General features: G+C 73.7%; 24 protein-coding genes. 5 read left to right on the top strand and 19 right to left on the bottom strand.

The window, feature by feature from the left end:
- Positions 1-62: 62 nt before the first annotated feature.
- Entirely contained in the window at positions 63-683 is a 621-nt protein-coding gene (locus FHX82_RS20690; RefSeq protein WP_145939338.1) for a class I SAM-dependent methyltransferase, read from the bottom strand.
- On the bottom strand, positions 683-1,111 hold the full coding sequence (locus tag FHX82_RS20695; RefSeq protein ID WP_145939339.1) for a pyridoxamine 5'-phosphate oxidase family protein: 429 nt from the start codon (positions 1,109-1,111) through the stop codon (positions 683-685). Before FHX82_RS20695 ends, FHX82_RS20690 begins: the two co-directional genes overlap by 1 nt.
- A 164-nt stretch (positions 1,112-1,275) precedes the next feature.
- On the opposite strand from FHX82_RS20695, the gene FHX82_RS20700 reads away from it, so the two are divergent.
- Entirely contained in the window at positions 1,276-1,872 is a 597-nt protein-coding gene (locus FHX82_RS20700) for a hypothetical protein (RefSeq protein WP_145939340.1), read from the top strand.
- Here the strand turns inward: FHX82_RS20700 and FHX82_RS20705 are convergent.
- From FHX82_RS20705 to FHX82_RS20735, 7 genes are all read right to left on the bottom strand, one after another.
- Positions 1,869-2,300, bottom strand: coding sequence for a hypothetical protein (locus FHX82_RS20705; protein ID WP_145939341.1), 432 nt, complete (start codon positions 2,298-2,300; stop codon positions 1,869-1,871). The genes FHX82_RS20700 and FHX82_RS20705 overlap by 4 nt on opposite strands.
- Before the next feature lie 2 nt (positions 2,301-2,302).
- Positions 2,303-2,821, bottom strand: a complete 519-nt coding sequence (locus tag FHX82_RS20710; protein WP_145939342.1) for a hypothetical protein — start codon at positions 2,819-2,821, stop codon at positions 2,303-2,305.
- Between the two features lie 97 nt (positions 2,822-2,918).
- A complete protein-coding gene (locus FHX82_RS20715; RefSeq protein ID WP_145939343.1) occupies positions 2,919-3,167 on the bottom strand; it encodes a hypothetical protein in 249 nt (82 codons plus the stop codon).
- Positions 3,168-3,240: 73 nt separating this feature from the next.
- A complete protein-coding gene (locus FHX82_RS20720) occupies positions 3,241-3,561 on the bottom strand; it encodes an SCO6045 C-terminal-like domain-containing protein (protein WP_145939344.1) in 321 nt (106 codons plus the stop codon).
- A gap of 60 nt (positions 3,562-3,621) precedes the next feature.
- Positions 3,622-4,419, bottom strand: a complete 798-nt coding sequence (locus FHX82_RS20725; RefSeq protein ID WP_145936563.1) for an MbnB/TglH/ChrH family RiPP precursor modification enzyme — start codon at positions 4,417-4,419, stop codon at positions 3,622-3,624.
- On the bottom strand, positions 4,419-5,252 hold the full coding sequence (locus tag FHX82_RS20730; protein WP_145936495.1) for a TIGR04222 domain-containing membrane protein: 834 nt from the start codon (positions 5,250-5,252) through the stop codon (positions 4,419-4,421). The genes FHX82_RS20725 and FHX82_RS20730 overlap by 1 nt, the downstream gene beginning before the upstream one ends.
- A gap of 43 nt (positions 5,253-5,295) precedes the next feature.
- Entirely contained in the window at positions 5,296-5,703 is a 408-nt protein-coding gene (locus FHX82_RS20735) for a hypothetical protein (protein ID WP_145936496.1), read from the bottom strand.
- A gap of 128 nt (positions 5,704-5,831) precedes the next feature.
- Between FHX82_RS20735 and FHX82_RS20740 the strand changes: the two genes are divergently transcribed.
- Complete coding sequence (locus FHX82_RS20740) at positions 5,832-6,755, top strand: TauD/TfdA dioxygenase family protein (RefSeq protein WP_145936497.1); 924 nt, start codon at positions 5,832-5,834, stop codon at positions 6,753-6,755.
- 39 nt (positions 6,756-6,794) lie between these two features.
- Positions 6,795-7,457 (top strand): HAD family hydrolase, encoded by a 663-nt coding sequence (locus FHX82_RS20745; protein WP_145936498.1) that lies wholly within the window; start codon positions 6,795-6,797, stop codon positions 7,455-7,457.
- Here FHX82_RS20745 and FHX82_RS20750 read toward each other — a convergent pair.
- Genes FHX82_RS20750 through FHX82_RS20760 form a run of 3 tightly spaced genes read right to left on the bottom strand, consistent with a single transcriptional unit; the run spans position 7,454 to position 9,149 of the window.
- Positions 7,454-8,449 carry a glycoside hydrolase family 172 protein gene (locus FHX82_RS20750; protein WP_145936499.1) on the bottom strand — a complete coding sequence of 332 codons (996 nt, stop codon included), beginning with the start codon at positions 8,447-8,449 and terminating at the stop codon, positions 7,454-7,456. The two genes, FHX82_RS20745 and FHX82_RS20750, sit on opposite strands and share 4 nt — an antisense overlap.
- Before the next feature lie 3 nt (positions 8,450-8,452).
- Positions 8,453-8,773, bottom strand: a complete 321-nt coding sequence (locus FHX82_RS20755) for a putative quinol monooxygenase (protein ID WP_145936500.1) — start codon at positions 8,771-8,773, stop codon at positions 8,453-8,455.
- 43 nt (positions 8,774-8,816) lie between these two features.
- Positions 8,817-9,149, bottom strand: a complete 333-nt coding sequence (locus FHX82_RS20760) for an STAS domain-containing protein (RefSeq protein WP_145936501.1) — start codon at positions 9,147-9,149, stop codon at positions 8,817-8,819.
- Positions 9,150-9,242: 93 nt separating this feature from the next.
- Between FHX82_RS20760 and FHX82_RS20765 the strand changes: the two genes are divergently transcribed.
- A complete protein-coding gene (locus tag FHX82_RS20765; RefSeq protein ID WP_229880656.1) occupies positions 9,243-10,250 on the top strand; it encodes a Rieske (2Fe-2S) protein in 1,008 nt (335 codons plus the stop codon).
- Here the strand turns inward: FHX82_RS20765 and FHX82_RS20770 are convergent.
- From FHX82_RS20770 to FHX82_RS20795, 6 genes are read right to left on the bottom strand one after another with little or no spacing between them, the layout of a single operon-like run.
- Positions 10,247-10,723 carry an MSMEG_6728 family protein gene (locus FHX82_RS20770; RefSeq protein ID WP_145936502.1) on the bottom strand — a complete coding sequence of 159 codons (477 nt, stop codon included), beginning with the start codon at positions 10,721-10,723 and terminating at the stop codon, positions 10,247-10,249. The two genes, FHX82_RS20765 and FHX82_RS20770, sit on opposite strands and share 4 nt — an antisense overlap.
- 16 nt (positions 10,724-10,739) lie before the next feature.
- A complete protein-coding gene (locus FHX82_RS20775; protein ID WP_145936503.1) occupies positions 10,740-12,218 on the bottom strand; it encodes an FAD-dependent oxidoreductase in 1,479 nt (492 codons plus the stop codon).
- Positions 12,215-12,892 carry a class I SAM-dependent methyltransferase gene (locus FHX82_RS20780; RefSeq protein ID WP_145936504.1) on the bottom strand — a complete coding sequence of 226 codons (678 nt, stop codon included), beginning with the start codon at positions 12,890-12,892 and terminating at the stop codon, positions 12,215-12,217. Before FHX82_RS20780 ends, FHX82_RS20775 begins: the two co-directional genes overlap by 4 nt.
- The gene (locus FHX82_RS20785) at positions 12,889-13,200 is read right to left on the bottom strand and encodes a lycopene cyclase domain-containing protein (RefSeq protein WP_221216179.1); all 312 of its coding nucleotides are present in this window, start codon (positions 13,198-13,200) and stop codon (positions 12,889-12,891) included. The genes FHX82_RS20780 and FHX82_RS20785 overlap by 4 nt, the downstream gene beginning before the upstream one ends.
- Positions 13,197-13,514 carry a lycopene cyclase domain-containing protein gene (locus FHX82_RS20790; protein WP_145936505.1) on the bottom strand — a complete coding sequence of 106 codons (318 nt, stop codon included), beginning with the start codon at positions 13,512-13,514 and terminating at the stop codon, positions 13,197-13,199. The genes FHX82_RS20785 and FHX82_RS20790 overlap by 4 nt, the downstream gene beginning before the upstream one ends.
- Positions 13,515-13,535: 21 nt before the next feature.
- Positions 13,536-14,471 (bottom strand): phytoene/squalene synthase family protein, encoded by a 936-nt coding sequence (locus tag FHX82_RS20795; RefSeq protein ID WP_145936506.1) that lies wholly within the window; start codon positions 14,469-14,471, stop codon positions 13,536-13,538.
- Positions 14,472-14,774: 303 nt separating this feature from the next.
- Between FHX82_RS20795 and FHX82_RS20800 the strand changes: the two genes are divergently transcribed.
- Positions 14,775-15,665 carry a hypothetical protein gene (locus FHX82_RS20800; protein WP_145936507.1) on the top strand — a complete coding sequence of 297 codons (891 nt, stop codon included), beginning with the start codon at positions 14,775-14,777 and terminating at the stop codon, positions 15,663-15,665.
- A 92-nt stretch (positions 15,666-15,757) separates the two neighbouring features.
- On the opposite strand, the gene FHX82_RS20805 is transcribed toward FHX82_RS20800, so the two are convergent.
- Positions 15,758-16,390, bottom strand: coding sequence for a ComEA family DNA-binding protein (locus tag FHX82_RS20805; protein ID WP_145936508.1), 633 nt, complete (start codon positions 16,388-16,390; stop codon positions 15,758-15,760).
- Between the last annotated feature and the right edge of the window lie 114 nt (positions 16,391-16,504).

Consider the following 16,504-nt stretch of genomic DNA (forward strand, 5'->3'; position numbering starts at 1 on the left):
CAGAATGGTCCGGACAACGCCGCGGGAAACCACCCGGAACGGTGACAAGGGGACGGAACGGGCTAGCTTCGCCGGACTGTGGCGAGCCAGGCCGGGGCGCCGTCCGGGCCGTGGAACGCCGTGCGGAGCCGTTCGGCCTCGACGCTGACCAGCTGCCAGTCTGCGAACGCTTGGGCCAGTTCGGCCCGGCTGACCGGGTGCGGGCCGGTGTCGGGGCCCTCGTCGCTGAAGCACAGCACGTACACCGTGCCCCCGCGCTCGGTCACCGCCGCCAGGCCGGCCACGTAGTCCTGCCGTTCGCCGGCGTCGAAGGTGTGGAACAGGGCGCAGTCCAGGACCGTGCCGAACCGCCGCCCCAGCCGTTCCAGCGCGAGCGCGTCGGCGACGGTGAACTCGGCGTCGAGACCGCGTTCGGCGGCGTTCTCGCGAGCGATCGCGACCGCGGTCGGGGCGACGTCGAAACCGAAGACCGGCAGCCCCAGCGACGCGAGGTGCAGCGCGTTCTCGCCGGTGCCGCAGCCCGCGTCGAGAACCGGCCCGGTGAACCCGCCCCTGGCCGCCAGCCGCACGACCGCCGGTTGCGGGCCGCCGATGTCCCACGGCGCGGGGCCGTCCCGGTAGGACGCGTCCCACGGCTGCCCCGAGGCCTGCTCGTGGCTGGTCGGTCGCCGGTCCGGGCCCATCAGCTGGCCGCCGCGCCGGGAACGGGATCCGCGACCGCCAGCCGCAGCATGCGGCCGCTGATCATGTCGATCGGGATGCGCAGGAAGCGGGAGCGTTCCCCGTGTGCCCACAGCGGGTGGCGGGGGCCGGCCAGCGTCGCCAGCTCTTCGGCGTCGGTGACCGCCTCGGCCTTGCCGACCACGACGACGCTCCAGCCGGTGGCCGGCGCCGGTTCGACGTCGTCGACCTCGAACGCGACCACCTCGCCGGACAACCGCCCGATCGCGCCGGCCGCGCTGGTGCGCACGACGATGTCGCCGTGGTGCAGGACGAAGTTCACGGGCCGCACCGTCGGCAGGGCGTGCTCGGAGAACGCGAGCCTGCCGACGGCCTGTGAGGCCAGCCGGTCGAGGCATTCCCGCGGGGTCAGCGGTCGCAGGTCGGTCATGTGCGCTCGGCTTTCGGGCAACATCAACATCACACCTCAGTGTGCCCGGTGGTCACCCGGGATGATGAGAGTCCTTGGTCCCCAAAGTGGGGGCCGGGAGCCTTCCGCGCGCGCGGTGACCTTCGGCCCTGGCCGCTGCGGCGCGGGCCGGGAAAGGTGTCCGCATGCCGTCGCCGCGCGAGAAGCTCGACGTCGCCCTGCGTGCCGTGGACCGGCTCGAACTGCATCCGCCCGCCCGGCTCCACGTGCGGCCCTGGACGGTGCGCGCCGAACCGGCCGAGGCTACTTCGGCGGCCCGGATCTCCGCCGGTGCCACGGTTTTCGTGCTGGCCGTCACGCTGCGGGCGCAGGGGAGTGCCGCCCGGATCGACCTGCTGCCCGGCGCCGCCGCGGTCCGATTCGCCGACCTGCGCGCGCCCGCCGGCGAGGATCTCCGGCTCGCCGCGGCGCGGCCGGATCGCGGGGAGCCGCTCACGGACGACGTCCGCCGCGGCCTCGAACGGGCCGCCGCCGTCGAGGGGGCGGCGCTGCGTTTCGTCGACGACGGGCACGCCGTGCTGCTCACTCCGCGTGACGACGCCTTCGCCCAGTGGGTGGCCGGGCTCGCACTCGCCCGTGTGCTGCTCACCGCGGCGGCAGCCGGGGTGCCCGCGCGCTGGGCGGAGGGCGGGAGCCAGGGCCGCGTGCAGGCCGTCGTCGCAGTGGGAACCGCGGCCGCCGCCCCGGCCAAGTTCGGGGCGGCGGCCGCCGCCTCGGGTTAGGACACCGTGTGCTCGATCCTGCGCAGCGTGCCGCGGCTCAGCTCGCGCACGGCGGGCCGCAGCAGCCGCCAGTACGGCCGGAACCGGCGGAACGCGTCCTCGTCCTCGAACTGCAGCCGGGTCTCGCACGTCAGCAACGTCCGTGTCGTGCCGTAGGGCGTCACGGAGAAGCCGGTGGTGACCCGGCACAGGTGCCGTCGCGGCGAGCGGAACCCCGCGACGCCGCGGTACACCACTTCGCGGCCCGGGCGCACGTCCAGCACCTGCCAGCCGTCGAGCAGCAGCGGCGCGGGCGGCTCGTGGTCGCGCACGCGGGCGAAGACCGGTTCCACCGGCGCGTCGACCACCCGGTGCTCGCGCAGGACGGCGGGGGAGTCCGGGGCGAGCCGGTCCAGCAGCAGGACGTCGCGGCGGAGTGCGGTGTGCACGCTCACTCTCCGGCCGCGCGCAGGGCCGCGGCCTGGATGCCGCCGACGATCGGGCCGAGGATCGCCCAGTAGGCGCGGAACTTCGCGCGGCCGGCTGTGTCGTTGAGCGCCACCCGCACGTCACTGGTCAGCAGTGCGCGGGATTCGCCGTAGGGCGCGGCCGACAGCGAGAAGACGATCTTGCCCCAGCCCGGCTCCGCGAACGCGGGGAACTCGGCGGGCTCGATCCGGCGCCACTCCAGGGTGGGACGCCAGGCCACGCCGGCGGCGATCTCGGCGCCCGGCCGCTCCCCGAGGACCACCCAGCCGGAGTCCGCCGCCAGGTCGTCGAAGGTCAGGTGGGCGGGCCGGCCGCGGAGCCAGAACCCGAAGCCGCCGACGGTCGTGAAGTCGAGGTCGCGCAGCGCCCGGTAGGCGTCGGCGGCGGGCACGGCCGTGACCAGGTGCCGGGTCTGCATCACGTCGTAGCGCGGGGCGTAGTGGTCGGCCAGCAGGGCTTCGCGGATCTCGGTGCCGTTCACGGCGGACTCCCTTCGCGGGGTCCTCCGACCGTGGCGCCTTCCGGGCGGCGCCGGAAGGGCCGAAGGTCACCGACCGGCGGAGATTCCACAGTGGACGTCAGCGGTGCTGGCGCGTCTCGTCCTTCCGGGCGGGCTGGGTCCGCAGGCCGGGGCACCACCCGCTGCGGGTCGTGCTGTGGCGACGGCGGTTCGGCGGTGGGGCGAGGTGGCCGTGCAGGTGCCACTCGCGGCCGTCGAAGGCCCAGTGCAGCAGGTCCTCCTCCCACGGGCGGTTGAGCAGGTCCTGGCGTTGCGCCAGTTCTGCCTGGGTGGCCAGGAACTCGCGAACTCGGGTCAGCATGCTCATGTGCCCAGAGTGCGCGGGTCCGGCGCGGGGAACGAGTGGCAGGTCCGCACGTTAGCGACGAAATCCTGCCAGTTCATTTCCGCCGGCGGCGCAGGTGCCCGTGGCGGCGGGCCCACTGGACGAACGCCCGGGCGTCCTCCCGGGCGCGGGTGCCGTCGGCGCGGGGGTGGGCGCGGGCGTACTCGTCGAAGAGGGCGGGAAAGCGCTCTCCCAGCCGGCGGCACTCCTCGGCGGCGAGCTTCGCGACGACGCGCCTTCGCTTGGCGCGCAACGCTTCGGCCTCGACCCGCAGCCGGTCCACGTCGAATCCGGGAGGCGGTGGAGCGTCGGCGAGGAGGGTGTGGAGGAGGGCCGCCTGGGCCGCGGCGAGGCGGTCACGCTGGGGCTGGGTCATGGCTGTGCCGTGGGGGAGGAAGCGCTGGGGTTGGGGCGGCAGGAGCGCACCGGGGCGGGGTCATCCCAGTGCCGCGCGGATGGCGGTCAGCTCGGCGGCCAGTTCGCTGTCCGCGGGGAAGTCGTCGTCGCGTTCGAGGAGGACTCCTGGCGGGTCCGTGCGCGCCGCCAGTTCGGTCAGCAGCGACAGCACCTCCGGGCGCACCGGGTGGGCGTGCGTGTCGTGGTACACGCCGTCCCGCTCGACGCCGCCCGCGATGTGGACGTACGCGAGCCGCTCCAGGGGTAGCTCGTCCAGCAGCCGCACCGGGTCCGAGCCCAGGTTGCGGGCGTTCGCGTACAGGTTCGCGACGTCGATCAGCAGCAGGCAGTCCGTCCGCTCCGTCAGCTCACCCAGGAACTGCGCCTCGCCCAGCTCCGCGTCCGGCCACTCCAGCAGCGCGGCGATGTTCTCCAGCGCCAGCGGCACGGAAAGCGCTTTCTGGGCCGCCCGCACGTTGGCCACCAGCACGTCCAGCGCCTCCCGTGTGCGCGGCATCGGCAGCAGGTGCCCGGAGTCCAGCCCGCCGGCGCGCACGAAACACACGTGGTCGCTCACCAGCGGCGCGTCGAGCGCCTCGGCGACCGCGGCCAGGTGCTCGACCCTGCCGCGGTCCACCGGCTCCGCGCCACCGAGCGAGAGCGACACCGCGTGCGGCAGCACCGGCAGCCCGCGCTGCCGCAGCAGCCGCAGCGAGTCCGGCAGCCGCTCCGGCCGCAGGTTCTCCGCGACGACCTCGACGAAGTCCACCCCGGGCAGCCGCTCGATGCTCAGGTCCAGCTCGGGCCGCCACCCCAGCCCGACGCCCAATCCGTCCATCAACCGCCGCATCCGCCACCACCACAACCGCCGCCTCCGCAGGAGGACGAGTCGCCTCCGCCGGAGGAGCTCGACGGCATTGCCGAGCGCAGTTGGGCGGCGATGGCCTCGTCCGGGAAGGCCACCAGGCCGCCGACCGCCACGAGGCCCACCGCTCCGGTGAGCGCAGGCAGGCCCACGTGCCCGTTCCGCTCCGGCGCCTTGCCTTCCACCGAAGCCCGCACCTCCCGCCCCGGGGCGCTGAGCCATCGCGCCCGCGGCCACAACGCCACGCCCGTCACCAGCACGGCGACGATCAGCAACAGCACCAGGAACCCCACCGGCCGGTGCAGCGCCACGCCGTTCACCAGCCGTGCCACGCCGAGTGCCACCACGGCCAGCAGCGGCAGCGCCGGAACCAGCAGCCTCGGCACCCGCGGCCGGACGAGCAGCCCGCGCTCGGTGAGCGAAGCGTGCGCCCACCGCACCACGTCGTGATCGCCGAGGGCACCGCGCACCTGCGACAACGTCCGGCTGTCGTGCTCCCGCACGTACGCGAACACGGCCTGCTCCAGCCGCTCACCGGCCGCCTGCCGGCCCACCGCCTGCAGCTTCCCGCCGCGCTGCACCCGCAGCCGTTCGGCGTCGATCAGGCCCGCCACGGCGGAGTCGACCACGCGGTGCGGCCCGCCGACGAGGAACGCCGCCTCCTCCAGCGACAACGGCGCCTGGGCGGCCGCCACCGGGACGCGGGACACCACGCGGCGCAGTGCGAACATCAGCGCGAGCGCGACGACGAGCGCCGCCACGTACACCCCGATGAACTGCGGCCCCGACAACCCCCATGGCTCCATACGGGAAGATTAGCTTCGGGAAGCGCTTTCCGGAGGCGGAACGTCAGTAGTCGTCCCGGCCCGTGATCTGCTCCTCCAGCATCTCGGCCGAACCGGTGACGAGCTCCAGCGGATCGGTGAACTCGTTGATGTCGAGATTCTTCAGCGGCAGCGAGTGGCGCAGCACGAGGTACTCGCCCATCACGCAGGCCCCGCCGACCACCGTGGTGTGCCCGATCTCCTCCAGCACCGCGTGCAGGTCGCACTCGTCGGCCCGTGCGAACGGCGTCGCGATCTGCACCCACTCCTCACGCTTGTCGAGCACCTCGCGCGCGATGACCACCATCTGGGTGCGCTCCTCGTCCTCCGGATCCTTCCGGAACCGCAACCGGATCCGGAGCTCCTCCGGCTCGTCGCGGATCACGCGATAGGACTGCCTGATGAACGTCACGAGCTCGCGCCAGGTCGCCACCCGCGTTCCCTTCCTCTCCCTGACCGACTGCGGATCGTGAGCAGTCAAGCACACCCGCGCACGCGCGCACGAGTCCTGCCATGTGGACACTGTTGACCATCACCCGATCCCGCCACGATGCTCGGGCCATGCTCGATGTGGCCTCCCCCCTGCGCCCCGCCCACGTTCCGGACACGAGCATCGTCGAGGGGCCGCGCGTGCTGCGGCGGCTTCCCGACGGCGTCGAGTCGCGCCCCTACGACCTGTTCGGCCTGCGCCCGCTCGGCCGGGTCATCGGCGCCGAGATCGAGGGCGTCGACCTGGGCCGCCCGCTGACCGGACCGCTGCGGGCGGAGCTCGACCGGGCACTGCTGGAGTGGAAGGTGCTGTTCTTCCGCGACCAGGACATCACGTCCGAGCAGCAGCGCGCGTTCGCCCGGAACTGGGGTGAGCTGGAGACGAACCCGTTGCTGCCCCAGGGGGACTCCGACGAGGTCACCCGGTTCGCGCGCACCGAGTCGATGCCCGCGTTCGAGAACGTCTGGCACACCGACGTGACCTTCCGGCCCAGCCCCGCGCTGGGCTCGGTGCTGCGGCTCGTGCGGGTGCCACCGTTCGGCGGGGACACGATGTGGGCGGACATGGCCGCCGCGTACGACAACCTGCCCGCCGACGTCCGCGAGCGGATCACCGGACTGCGCGCGGTGCACGACTTCGTCCCCGGCTTCGCGCGCTTCGCGAAAGCGGGCTTCCTCGCCGCGCGGCAGGACGAGTTCCCGCCCGTCGAACACCCGGTGGTGCGCACGCATCCCGTGACCGGCCGGCGCACGCTGTTCGTGAACCCGTCGTTCACCACGCACATCGTCGGCCTGGAACGCGACGAGAGCGACGAGCTGCTGCGGCTGCTGTTCGCGCAGGCGCACGTGCCGGAGTTCCAGGTCCGGTTCCGGTGGACCGAGAACGCGGTGGCGTTCTGGGACAACCGCGCGACGCAGCACTACGCGGTCAACGACTACGCCCCGCACGTGCGGATCGCGGAGCGCGTCGCGATCGCCGGTGACCGGCCCTACTGACGGGTTTGTCCCGGCCTCGGGAAGGGCATTCCCCGCGGCATGAGCCGCGTACTGGTCCTGGATGTGGACGGAACCCTGGTCGACACGAACTACCACCACGCCGTCGCGTGGTTCCGCGCGTTCCGCAGCTGCGACGTGACCGTGCCGATCTGGCGCATCCACCGCGCCATCGGGATGGGCGGCGACCAGCTCGTGCCCACCGTCGCGGGGCAGGAGGTCGAGGACCGGTTCGGCGACACCGTGCGCGACAAGTGGAAGGAAGAGGCCGACGCCGTCCTCGGCGAGATCTGCGCGATCGAGGGCGCGCGGGAGCTGCTGGAGGCCGCGCGCGACGCGGGGTACACCGTGGTGCTCGCCAGCTCCGGCAAGCCCGACCACGTCGACAAGTACCTCGACCTGCTCGACGCCCGTGAGCTCGCGAAGGACTGGACCACTTCCGGCGACGTGTCGGAGACCAAGCCCGAGCCGAACCTGATCGAAGTCGCGCTCGAGAAGGCGGGCGACAACGAGGCCGTCGTCGTCGGCGATTCGGTGTGGGACTGCGAGGCGGCGCGGCGGATCGGCCTGCCGTCGGTGGCCGTGCGCACGGGTGGTTTCGGCGAGCAGGAGCTGCGCGACAGCGGCGCGTCGCGGGTGTACGAGGACCTGCACCAGCTCCGCGCGGACCTGCCGAACCTGCCCACCGGGAAGCCGGAGAACTAGGCGTACCAGAACGCCGTCGTCGCGATCGACGCGTTCTCCAGCGGCAGGTACAAGCCGCCGGACTGCCAGCCCAGGGCCTGGATCGTCACGCGCAGGTCCCGCTCGAACGAAATCGGGTCGCGCACGTGCCAGCGGTACATCCCGAACCGCTGGTCCGGCTGGTAGATCTCGTCCGGCGGCAGCACCTGGTGCAGCCCGAGCCAGCGGGTCGAGTACGGCACGTACCGGCCGCCCACGTCGAAGTTCCACGCGCCGCCGAAGTAGTCCTCGGTGCCGGTGCCGCAGATCGTCGGGAACTCCTGGTCGCCGTCGAGGTAGAACTTCACCTCGCCCTCGCCCCACCAGCCCGGTACGCGCGGCTGGATCGCCAGGTACGTGCCCGCGTACTGCCCGGGCCCGCTGACGCCGTCGAGGATCGGGTGGATCGCCGGTGAGCCGAGCGGGTCGCTGCGGCGCCAGGCGGCGTGCAGGTACGCGGTGTCCGGCGGCAGGTCCCGCAGCCGGTAGTCGACCTGGTAGTACACCGGCAGATCGGTGCCGCTGGCGTTGGTCAGCGTGAGCCGCGCCCGGCGGCGGAACGGCATCGGCCAGTAGCTGTTCAGGCCGCCCGCGGGCGCGACCACGACCAGGTCCGATTCGAGTGGCGCGAACTCGCCCCAGGCGCTGCAGAAGAACGCGCCCAGCGGCACGTCCACCGCCGGCGTCTCCTCCTCGTCCCAGTACAGCCGCAGGGTGAGCGCCTGCAGGCGGGAGAAGTCGGTGGTGAGCCACACGTGCGTCAGCAACCCCGGCCCGGCGACGTCGGCGAGGGTCGCGGTGGCGCCGTCGGCCAGGATGATCGACGGCGAGACCTTCCAGCCCCGGCCCAGCTCGCGCGCGGCGTCCGCGCCCGTGCCCGTGGTGGCCCGGGCGCCACCGCCCTTCGCGCCGTCCGGGTTCTCCGCGCTGATCGACCTGCTGGATCCCGGCTCCAGCTGCCAGAGCTCGGCCACGGCTCAGCCCACGGCCAGCTCGCCCAGTTCCGACCAGCCGTCCTGCGGGACCGTCGCGTTGACGATCCGCGGGGTCTCCACCAGGTGCGGCGGCAGGGTCTGCTGGGCCTGCTTGAAGTGGCCGGACTGCACGTGCGCGGCGGCGGCGTCGTCGCGGAACGCCTCGACCAGCACGTACTCCGCCGGGTCGTCGAGGCTGCGTGACCAGTCGAACCACAGGCAGCCGGGCTCGGCACGCGTGGCCTCGGTGAACTCCCGCGTGATCTCCGGCCAGCGGTCGGCGTCCTGCGGCTTGACCCGGAACTTGGCGGTGATGAAGATCATGACTCTCCTCGCACGGTCGGTGTTCGTACTGTGACAGCCCGGCTCAGGCCACGTCCAGCACCGGGATCACGCGGTCGAGCTGGGTCAGCGCGAGCATGCGCGAGAGGAAGCGCGGCACGCCGATGAGCGCCAGCACCCCGTCGTACTCCGACACCCGCCGGTAGCCCGCGACCAGCGCCGCGAGGCCGCTGGAGTCGATCAGCGTCAGGTGCCGCAGGTCCAGGATCAGGTCCGGCCCGTCGGCGAGCTCCAGCAGCGCCGGGACGAACTCCGGCGCCGTGGACGCGTCCAGCTCACCCCGCAGCGTGACGACCAGGCGGCCGCCCAGCGGGGTGACGGTGTAGGAGAACGGTTCCCGCCCGTGCACTCCGGCCATCACCGGAGAATCTACCGGGCGCGGCGGCGAGATGCGTGGTCGGCGCGCACCGGGGAGGATGGACGCGCAGCCGGGCAGGTGGAGGGAGCGGACGTGGCCGAGCACGGGATCGCGAAGCGGTGGCCGGCGCGCTGGCCCGTCCAGCCGACCCCGCGGGAGCTGTGGTCGGCGCAGGAGCCCACGTTCCGCGACGCCGCACCCGCGCTGATCGAGGCCGCGGCCAAGCGCGCCGAGGCCCGTCCGTCGGGCAACTGGTTCGCGTTCGCGGCGAGCAGTGACGTGCGGCCGGACCGCCCGTTCGGCACGCGCGTGGCGGGCCGCGAGCTGGTGGCGTGGCGGGACGCGGCCGGGCAGCTGCTGGTGGGGCCGGGGGAGTGCCCGCACCTGGGCGCGCCGCTCGCGCAGGGCCGGGTCGTCTGCGACACGGTGGTGTGCCGGTGGCACGGGCTGCCCGTCGGGGCGAGCGGCAAGTACGGCTGGGAACCGCTGCCCGGCCACGACGACGGCGTGCTCGCGTGGGTGCGGCTCGACGGTCCCGGTGGCGAGGAACCGCTGCCCGCGCCGGTGCTGGCGCCGCGCCCGGCCGCGGCGGGCAGCGTCGCGGCGGTGACGCGGCTGGTGGGCGTGTGCGAGCCGGGCGACGTGGTGGCCAACCGCCTCGACCCGTGGCACGGCTCGTGGTTCCACCCGTACTCGTTCGCGCACCTGACGGTCGCGTCCGCGCCGCCGGTGGACGCGAGCGAGGAGGACGACAGGTTCGTCGTCGACGTGACCTTCCGCGTCGGCCCCGGGCTCGGCGTGCCAGTGCGGGCGGAGTTCGGCTGCCCCGAGCCGCGCACGGTGGTGATGACGATCGTCGAGGGCGAGGGGGAGGGCAGCGTGGTCGAGACCCACGCGACGCCCCTGGGGCCGGGCCCGGACGGCAGGCCCCGCACGGCGGTGCTGGAGGCGACGATCGCGACGTCGGAACGACCGGGTTTCGCGCTGGCCCGCAGGGCCGCGCCGGCGCTGCGCCCGCTGATGCGCCGCGCGGCGGCCCGCCTCTGGCGCGACGACCTCGCCTACGCCGAGCGTCGTTACGCCCTGCGGGCAGGACGTTAAGCCGTCCGGGCGGGGCGGTCGGACTCCGGCCACACGTACGGGAGGTCGGTGGGCACGTCGGGGAACCAGCGGCCGTAGTGCTCGGGGTCCTTGCGCAGCAGCGCGGACTGGTGGCTGCGGTGGAACTCCTGGTCGCCGAACCACGGCGGCATCTCCCCGGCCTCCAGCAGCGACGGCTCGGTGCGCACCAGCGCCAGACCGGTCGCCTTCTTCAGGTCCGCCAAGAGCGTCGCCGAGCACGTGTCCGCCCGGCCGGCCGACGTCCACACCTCGCACATCTGCAGCCCGTACCGGGTGAGCGCCTCCTCGTACCCGCGCCACATCTTGACCGCCGGGTGGTGCCGCCAGCCGTAGCTCGGCACGGTCAGCGCCCGCAGCACCTGGATCGTCTCGACCCGCTGCTTGCCGAGCCGCCGCGGGTCGAGCACGCGGGCGCTCGCCGCGAAGTCGGGGTACGGCAGGAAAGTCTGCACGGGCCGGTCTCCTCCTTCACTGCAGGCGGGCGAGCGCGCGGAGCGGCGCGAACCGGCCCCGGGTGGGCACGGTCGTGACCGGGTGCCCGGCGGTGCCCCACCCGCCCAGCAGCCGGTTCGCGGCCAGCCACCCGGTGGTCGCCGCACGCTCCATGAGCGCCACCGGGAGGTCGACGCGCACGCCGTCGCCCGCCAGCACCAGCCCCGGCACGGGGGTGGCCACCGGCGGGCGGCGGAAGTACGTGCCCGGCGCGAACAGCGGGCAGTCGGCCCGCCACTCCTCCCGGTCGCCCACGATCGTCGCCTGCTGGGTTTCCGGATAGATCGCGTGCAAACGCGACAGCAGCTCCTTCGCCGTCGTCTCCCGGTCCTCCGCCGCGTACGCGTGCAGCTCCACGACGGAACCACCGGTGTGCGCGGCCCACGCGGCGGCCTCGGCGTCGTACCGGTCGAGCACGCTGATGTTGTCCAGCGGCGGCAGGCCACCGGTGGCGAGGAACGCGGTCCGGTCCGCGCGCACGGGGCGGTCGAGCCACAGCCGCCGCACCAGGAACGGCGGCGCGGTCTCCTGTTCGGCGATCTGTTCGCGCCACTGCGGCGGCCCCAGCGGCGACGCCGCGACGAGCGTCCGCAACGCCGGGATCTCCAGCGCCAGCACGACGGCGTCGGCGGGGTACGAGCGGTCCGCGGTGTGCACGGTGAAACCCGGCTCGATCTCGGTGACCGCGGTGCCCGGGTGCAGCCGCACGCCGAGCTCGCGCAGCCGGTCGGTCACCGGCGTCCACAGCGTGTGGAACGGCTCGCGCGGCACGTCGAACAGCAGTCCCTCGGCGGAACCGAGGAAGTACAGGTGGAACATCACCGCCAGCTCCGCCGCGGAAAGCCGCTGCGGGGAGGCGAAGAAACTACGTGAGAACACGTCGAAAGCCAGGTGCCGGGCGGCTTCCGGAAAGCGTATTCGCGCGAGGAAGTCGGCGGCGTTCTCCGCGTCGAGCCGTTCGTAGGTCTCCGGCACCCGGACGTCCACAAGCGACAGTGCCGCGCGCAGGTTCACCTTGCGCAGTCCGGAAAGCGTGAACGTGGGGCTGCGCAGTGCGAAACCGAACGCGTTCCACGGCGGAACGCGGGGAATGCCGCGGAAGGTGTCCGTGTGGCCGTGCTCGTCGAGCAGCGGATAGTCCGGCACCGGCCGCAGTGCGACCCCGGCGCGGCCGAGCAGCGCACGGAGGTTGTAGTACTGGCGGAAGAACGCGTGGAACCCGCGGCTCATCCCGACCGTGCTGCCGTCGGCGAGCGTCGTGGTCCAGCCGCCGACCCGGCCGCCCCAGTACCGCTCGCGTTCGAACAGGTCCACCACCACGCCACGCTCGGCCAGCGCGGTGGCCGCCGTCAGCCCGGCGATACCGCCGCCCACCACGGCGACGCGCTTCGGTTCAGGAACCCGCTCGGCTCCCGCGGGCGCGGCGAACCGCACCCGCCTGCGGTCGCGGCTCACGCGGCCTCGGCCCGGAAGGTGTGCACGATCCCGCGCTGCCAGCCGGTCATCGTGCTCGTGCGGACGCCGGTGAAGCCCGCGCGGCGCAACCGGGCGGCGAAGGCCGTCGCGCCGTCGAAGTCGAGCACGCTGCGCCACAGGTACCGGTACAGCCCGGCGTCGCCGGAGACCACCTTGCCCAGCGGGATGATCACCGACCAGCACACCGCGGTCCACACGGCCTTTGCGACGAGGCTGTCATTGACGCTGTAGTCGTGCACCACGAGCACCCCACCGGGACGCAGCAGGCCGCGCAACGCGGCGAGCGTGGTGTCCGGGTCGGGGAGGTTGCGGATGAGGTACGCGGCGAAGATCGCGTCGAACCGCCCCTCGATCCCAGCCAGGTCCTCCGCGCGGCTGTGCACGAAGCTCACGCCGTCCGGCCAGGGCTTGCGCCGCGCCTCGGCGAGCATCCCGGCCGACCCGTCGAGCCCGACGACCTCCGCCCCGGGCACCACGCTCAGCACGGCGGCCGTGGACGCCCCGGTGCCGCAGCCGGCGTCGAGGACGCGGCGCGCGTCCGCCGGGATCGCCGCCGCCGAGCGGCGCAGGTGCACGTGGTAGCCGGGGTTGAGACCCACGAGCCGGTCGTAGGCGCGGGCACCGCGGTCGAACGCCGCGGGAACCTCGGTCATGCGGGGGTGTCCTTTCGCGCGCGGAGCCAGCACAGCAGGGTGAGGGTGACGAGGCTGAAGCCGAACAGGTAGTCCTCGACGGGGATGTCGAACGGGAAGCGCACGCCCGTCATGTCGTCCGGGTTGTAGCGCACGATCGGGTCGGGCAACCTGGTGAGCCAGCCGTCCACGGGCACCTGGAAGGCCACGACGATGACCATCGAGATCCAGTAGGCGGGCCGCCGGAACAGGCCGGTGCGCAGCCACAGCAGCTCCACGGCCACCACCGCCGGCACCGACAGCACCGCGGGCACGGTGTAGCCCATCATCGGCGGATCCTGGCGAGCATCCGCTCCACGGTCTCGAACGTCAGCAGCCCGCACAGCGGGACCACGACGAAGAACAGCGCCTCCTCCAGCGGGACACCGAACGGCAGCGTGAGCCCGACCAGGAAGCGCGCGTCGTAGCTCCACACGTGCGCCGCGATGGCCAGCACGTCCCACACCAGGAACACCACGGCCGCGGGCAGGATCGCCCGCGCCAGCCGGGCGGGCCGCCGGTACACCCGCGACCCCGTCAGCTCCAGTGGCAACGTCACCAGCAGGCACGCGGCCAGCACCAGCAGGTACTGCAGGTGGTCCATCCTCCGCCCTTCCCGTTCCTCTCACGCCGGACTCCGCCCGGCCGCGCCGACCCGGGCCCACAGCACGCGCGTCGCGGCGCTGCCGGCGAGCGCGAGCCGGGCCGGGTTGCCGACCGTCGCCCTGGTGCGGAACACGTTGTGCCCCTCCGCCTCGATGCGGTCGAGGATGCGAGCGTAAAGCGTGAAAGCGGTGGCCACACACGGGCGCGACACGGGGTCCAGCAACGCGATCCCCGGCCGGGCACGCCGGTAGATCGCCCGGGTGAAGGCGATCTGGTCGGCCAGCGCGCGCCGCACCCGCTGGTCGAGGCGGCCGGTGCGGTGGCACCACGCGAGCAGCTCGCGGTCGACGCCGTAGGCCGCCAGCTCGTCCTCGGGCAGGTACACGCGGCCGCGGTCGAGGTCCTCGGCCACGTCGCGCAGGAAGTTCGTCAGCTGGAACGCCTCGCCCAGCGCCGCCGCGTGCGGGGCCGCCTCGGCCGGGTCGCCGACCGTGCCCAGCACCGGCAGCATCTGCAGCCCGATCACCTCGGCGGAGCCGTGCACGTAGCGGCGCAGGCTGGCGCGGTCGGGGTAGCCGGTGACGGTGAGGTCCATCCGCATCGAGTCGAGGAACGCCCAGTACAGCGCGGGGTCGATGCCGAACCGCGCGGTGGTGTCCACGACCGCGGCGAGCACGGGGTGCGCCGAGCGGCCGGTGCGCAGGCCCTCGGCCAGGTCCTTCCGCAGCTGTTCCAGTCTGCCGGCGATGTCGCCGCCGGGCTCGTCGACGATGTCGTCGGCGTGGCGGGCGAAGCCGTAGAGCGCGTGGACCGCGGGGCGCTGCCGGGGGTGCAGCAGGCGGGTGGCCAGGAAGTACGTCCGTCCGTGCCGGGCGTTGAGCGTGCGGCACCGGAGGTACGCGTCGTGCAGCAGCGGGTCGGTGATCCGCGCCGCCGCGAGCTCTCGCCGGGTCAAGTGGCCGCTCCTGGAATCCGAGGTGTGCGCCGGGGGTCTCCGGGTACCCGGGTGGGCACGAAGCGATGCACAACCGTTGCAACCATAGCGAGGTGGGGTGCCCTGAGCACGATCACGGACCTCGCGGTACCCCCGTCCACTGTGCCCGACCGGTGGGCGCAGCCGGGAGACGAGCGCCGGGCGGGATGAACCCGGGGGCGAACCCCGCCCCGCGCGGGGGGCCAGAACTTCTCCTCTTCCAATATTGGGATCTATATTGCTGGAACGGACCGCCGAAGCGCCGAAACCCGAAGGGCGGGTCACATGCCCGAAGACACCGCGGACGTCGCCCTCGAGGTCGCGCACACCGCGGACCAGTGCACCCTCGCCATCCGGGCCGACCAGCTCAGCCGGCTGAGCGACCTGATCGCCCGGAGCGGCCACCGCGAGGAGCTGGTCGCGATGTGGGCGCGGCTGCTGGTCACGGTGGTGCCGGAGGACCGGGCCGCCGAGCTGGTCGAGCAGCTGTGGCAGCGGGGTGAGGACCGGTGGCTCGTCGCGGTCGAGCACTTCCTGGACTACGCCCACCGGCGCCACCCGGCGAGCCTGGGGAACTTCGCCGCCGAGGTCACGTCGTGGCCGGGCGCGGAGCAGTCCGCGTTCGCCGAGCTGGTCCTCGCCGCGATCGCGGGCGCGCTGCCGGAGGGGATCGTGCCGTCGCACTACCTCGTGGCGCGCGGCCTGGTCGTCGAGGCCGCGGCGGCGCTGGGTTGCGGCGAGCTGACCGACGCGCTGGCGGGGCTGGTCGCGCTCGGCTGGCGCGAGCCCGGTGCGCTGCCACCCGCCCGGCTGGCGTACGACCTCGCCCGGCACGTGGAGCAGGAGCTGCCGGGCCTGGCCGTGCGGCGGCGGGCGATCGCGGTGCTCGCACTGGTGGTGGGCGGTTTCCGCGACCCGGGGGAGGCCGTGGTGATCCGCCTGCACGACGGCGCGCTGTTGCTGACCGACGGCGACGACCCGGCGGACGCGGCGGGCGAAGCCGAGAAGGCGACGGTGGTCGCGGCGCGCGTGGCGCGTCACGGCGGCCGGGGCGACCTGGCACGGATCGAGACCGAGCTGGCACTGCACGCGCCGGAGGAGCAGGACCTGCTGCCGGTGCTGCTGGCACTGGCGCTGGCCGCCGGGGCCCACGTGCGCGAGGACGCGCGGGTCTGAGCTCGGATGTTTTTCCGGTGGCGGAGCCACTTCATGCGGGCCGTCAGCTTGCTCCGCCACTCGCACCGCTTCGCACGCCTTCAACCACCCTCTCAGGTCAGGACGAGGCCGCGTTCGCGGACGAGGTCCCAGGTGTGCAGGGGCAGGTCGGCGGCGGTGAACACGTCCTCGACGCTCAGGAACCGGCCGCCGAACTCCTGCCGCGCGTCGACGACGGCCTGCGCCTGTTCCGGGGTCAGCTCGCAGACGCGGGCGAGCACGGCGGGCGGCGCGGTGTTGAGGTCGACCAGGCCGCCGTCGTCGTAGTCGCGCCCGAGGTCGGGGCGGCCGATGCCCAGCTCGCGGGCCAGCAGCGGGTCCTTCGCGGCCAGCTCCCGCGCCGCCTGCCGTCGCGCGCGGGCCGCGAGCACCCGGGCGACGGCCGGGTCCACCTCGGGCGCTGGCGCGGGGAGCCGGACCGGCTGCTTCCCCAGCCGCACCTGCAGGACGCAGGCCGACGCGACCCCGGCGAGCACGACGAACCCGCCCGCGGCGCTGGGCAGGGCCACCTCCAGCACCGCCACCACGACGTAGACCAGCGCCCAGAGGTAGAGCCGCGGGCGGGCGAGCCGCGCCGCCGCGTGCAGGAACGGCACCCACCCGAGCAGCCCGGCGCTGAAGATCGTCACCGGCAGGTACCACCACCACGTGAGGCGGCGGGCGGGAGCGGGGTTCGGGGCGGTCATGCTGGTCCTTCCGTTCGTCCGGTGATCGCCGGGCCGCCGGGTGCCGTTACGCGACTCACCCCGACATGTGCCGGACCGCTCGTGCACCTCCGCCGTTCACGTCCGGTTCGCCCG

This window comes from Amycolatopsis bartoniae (assembly GCF_014191255.1).
Classification (GTDB): Bacteria; Actinomycetota; Actinomycetes; order Mycobacteriales; family Pseudonocardiaceae; genus Amycolatopsis_E; species Amycolatopsis_E bartoniae.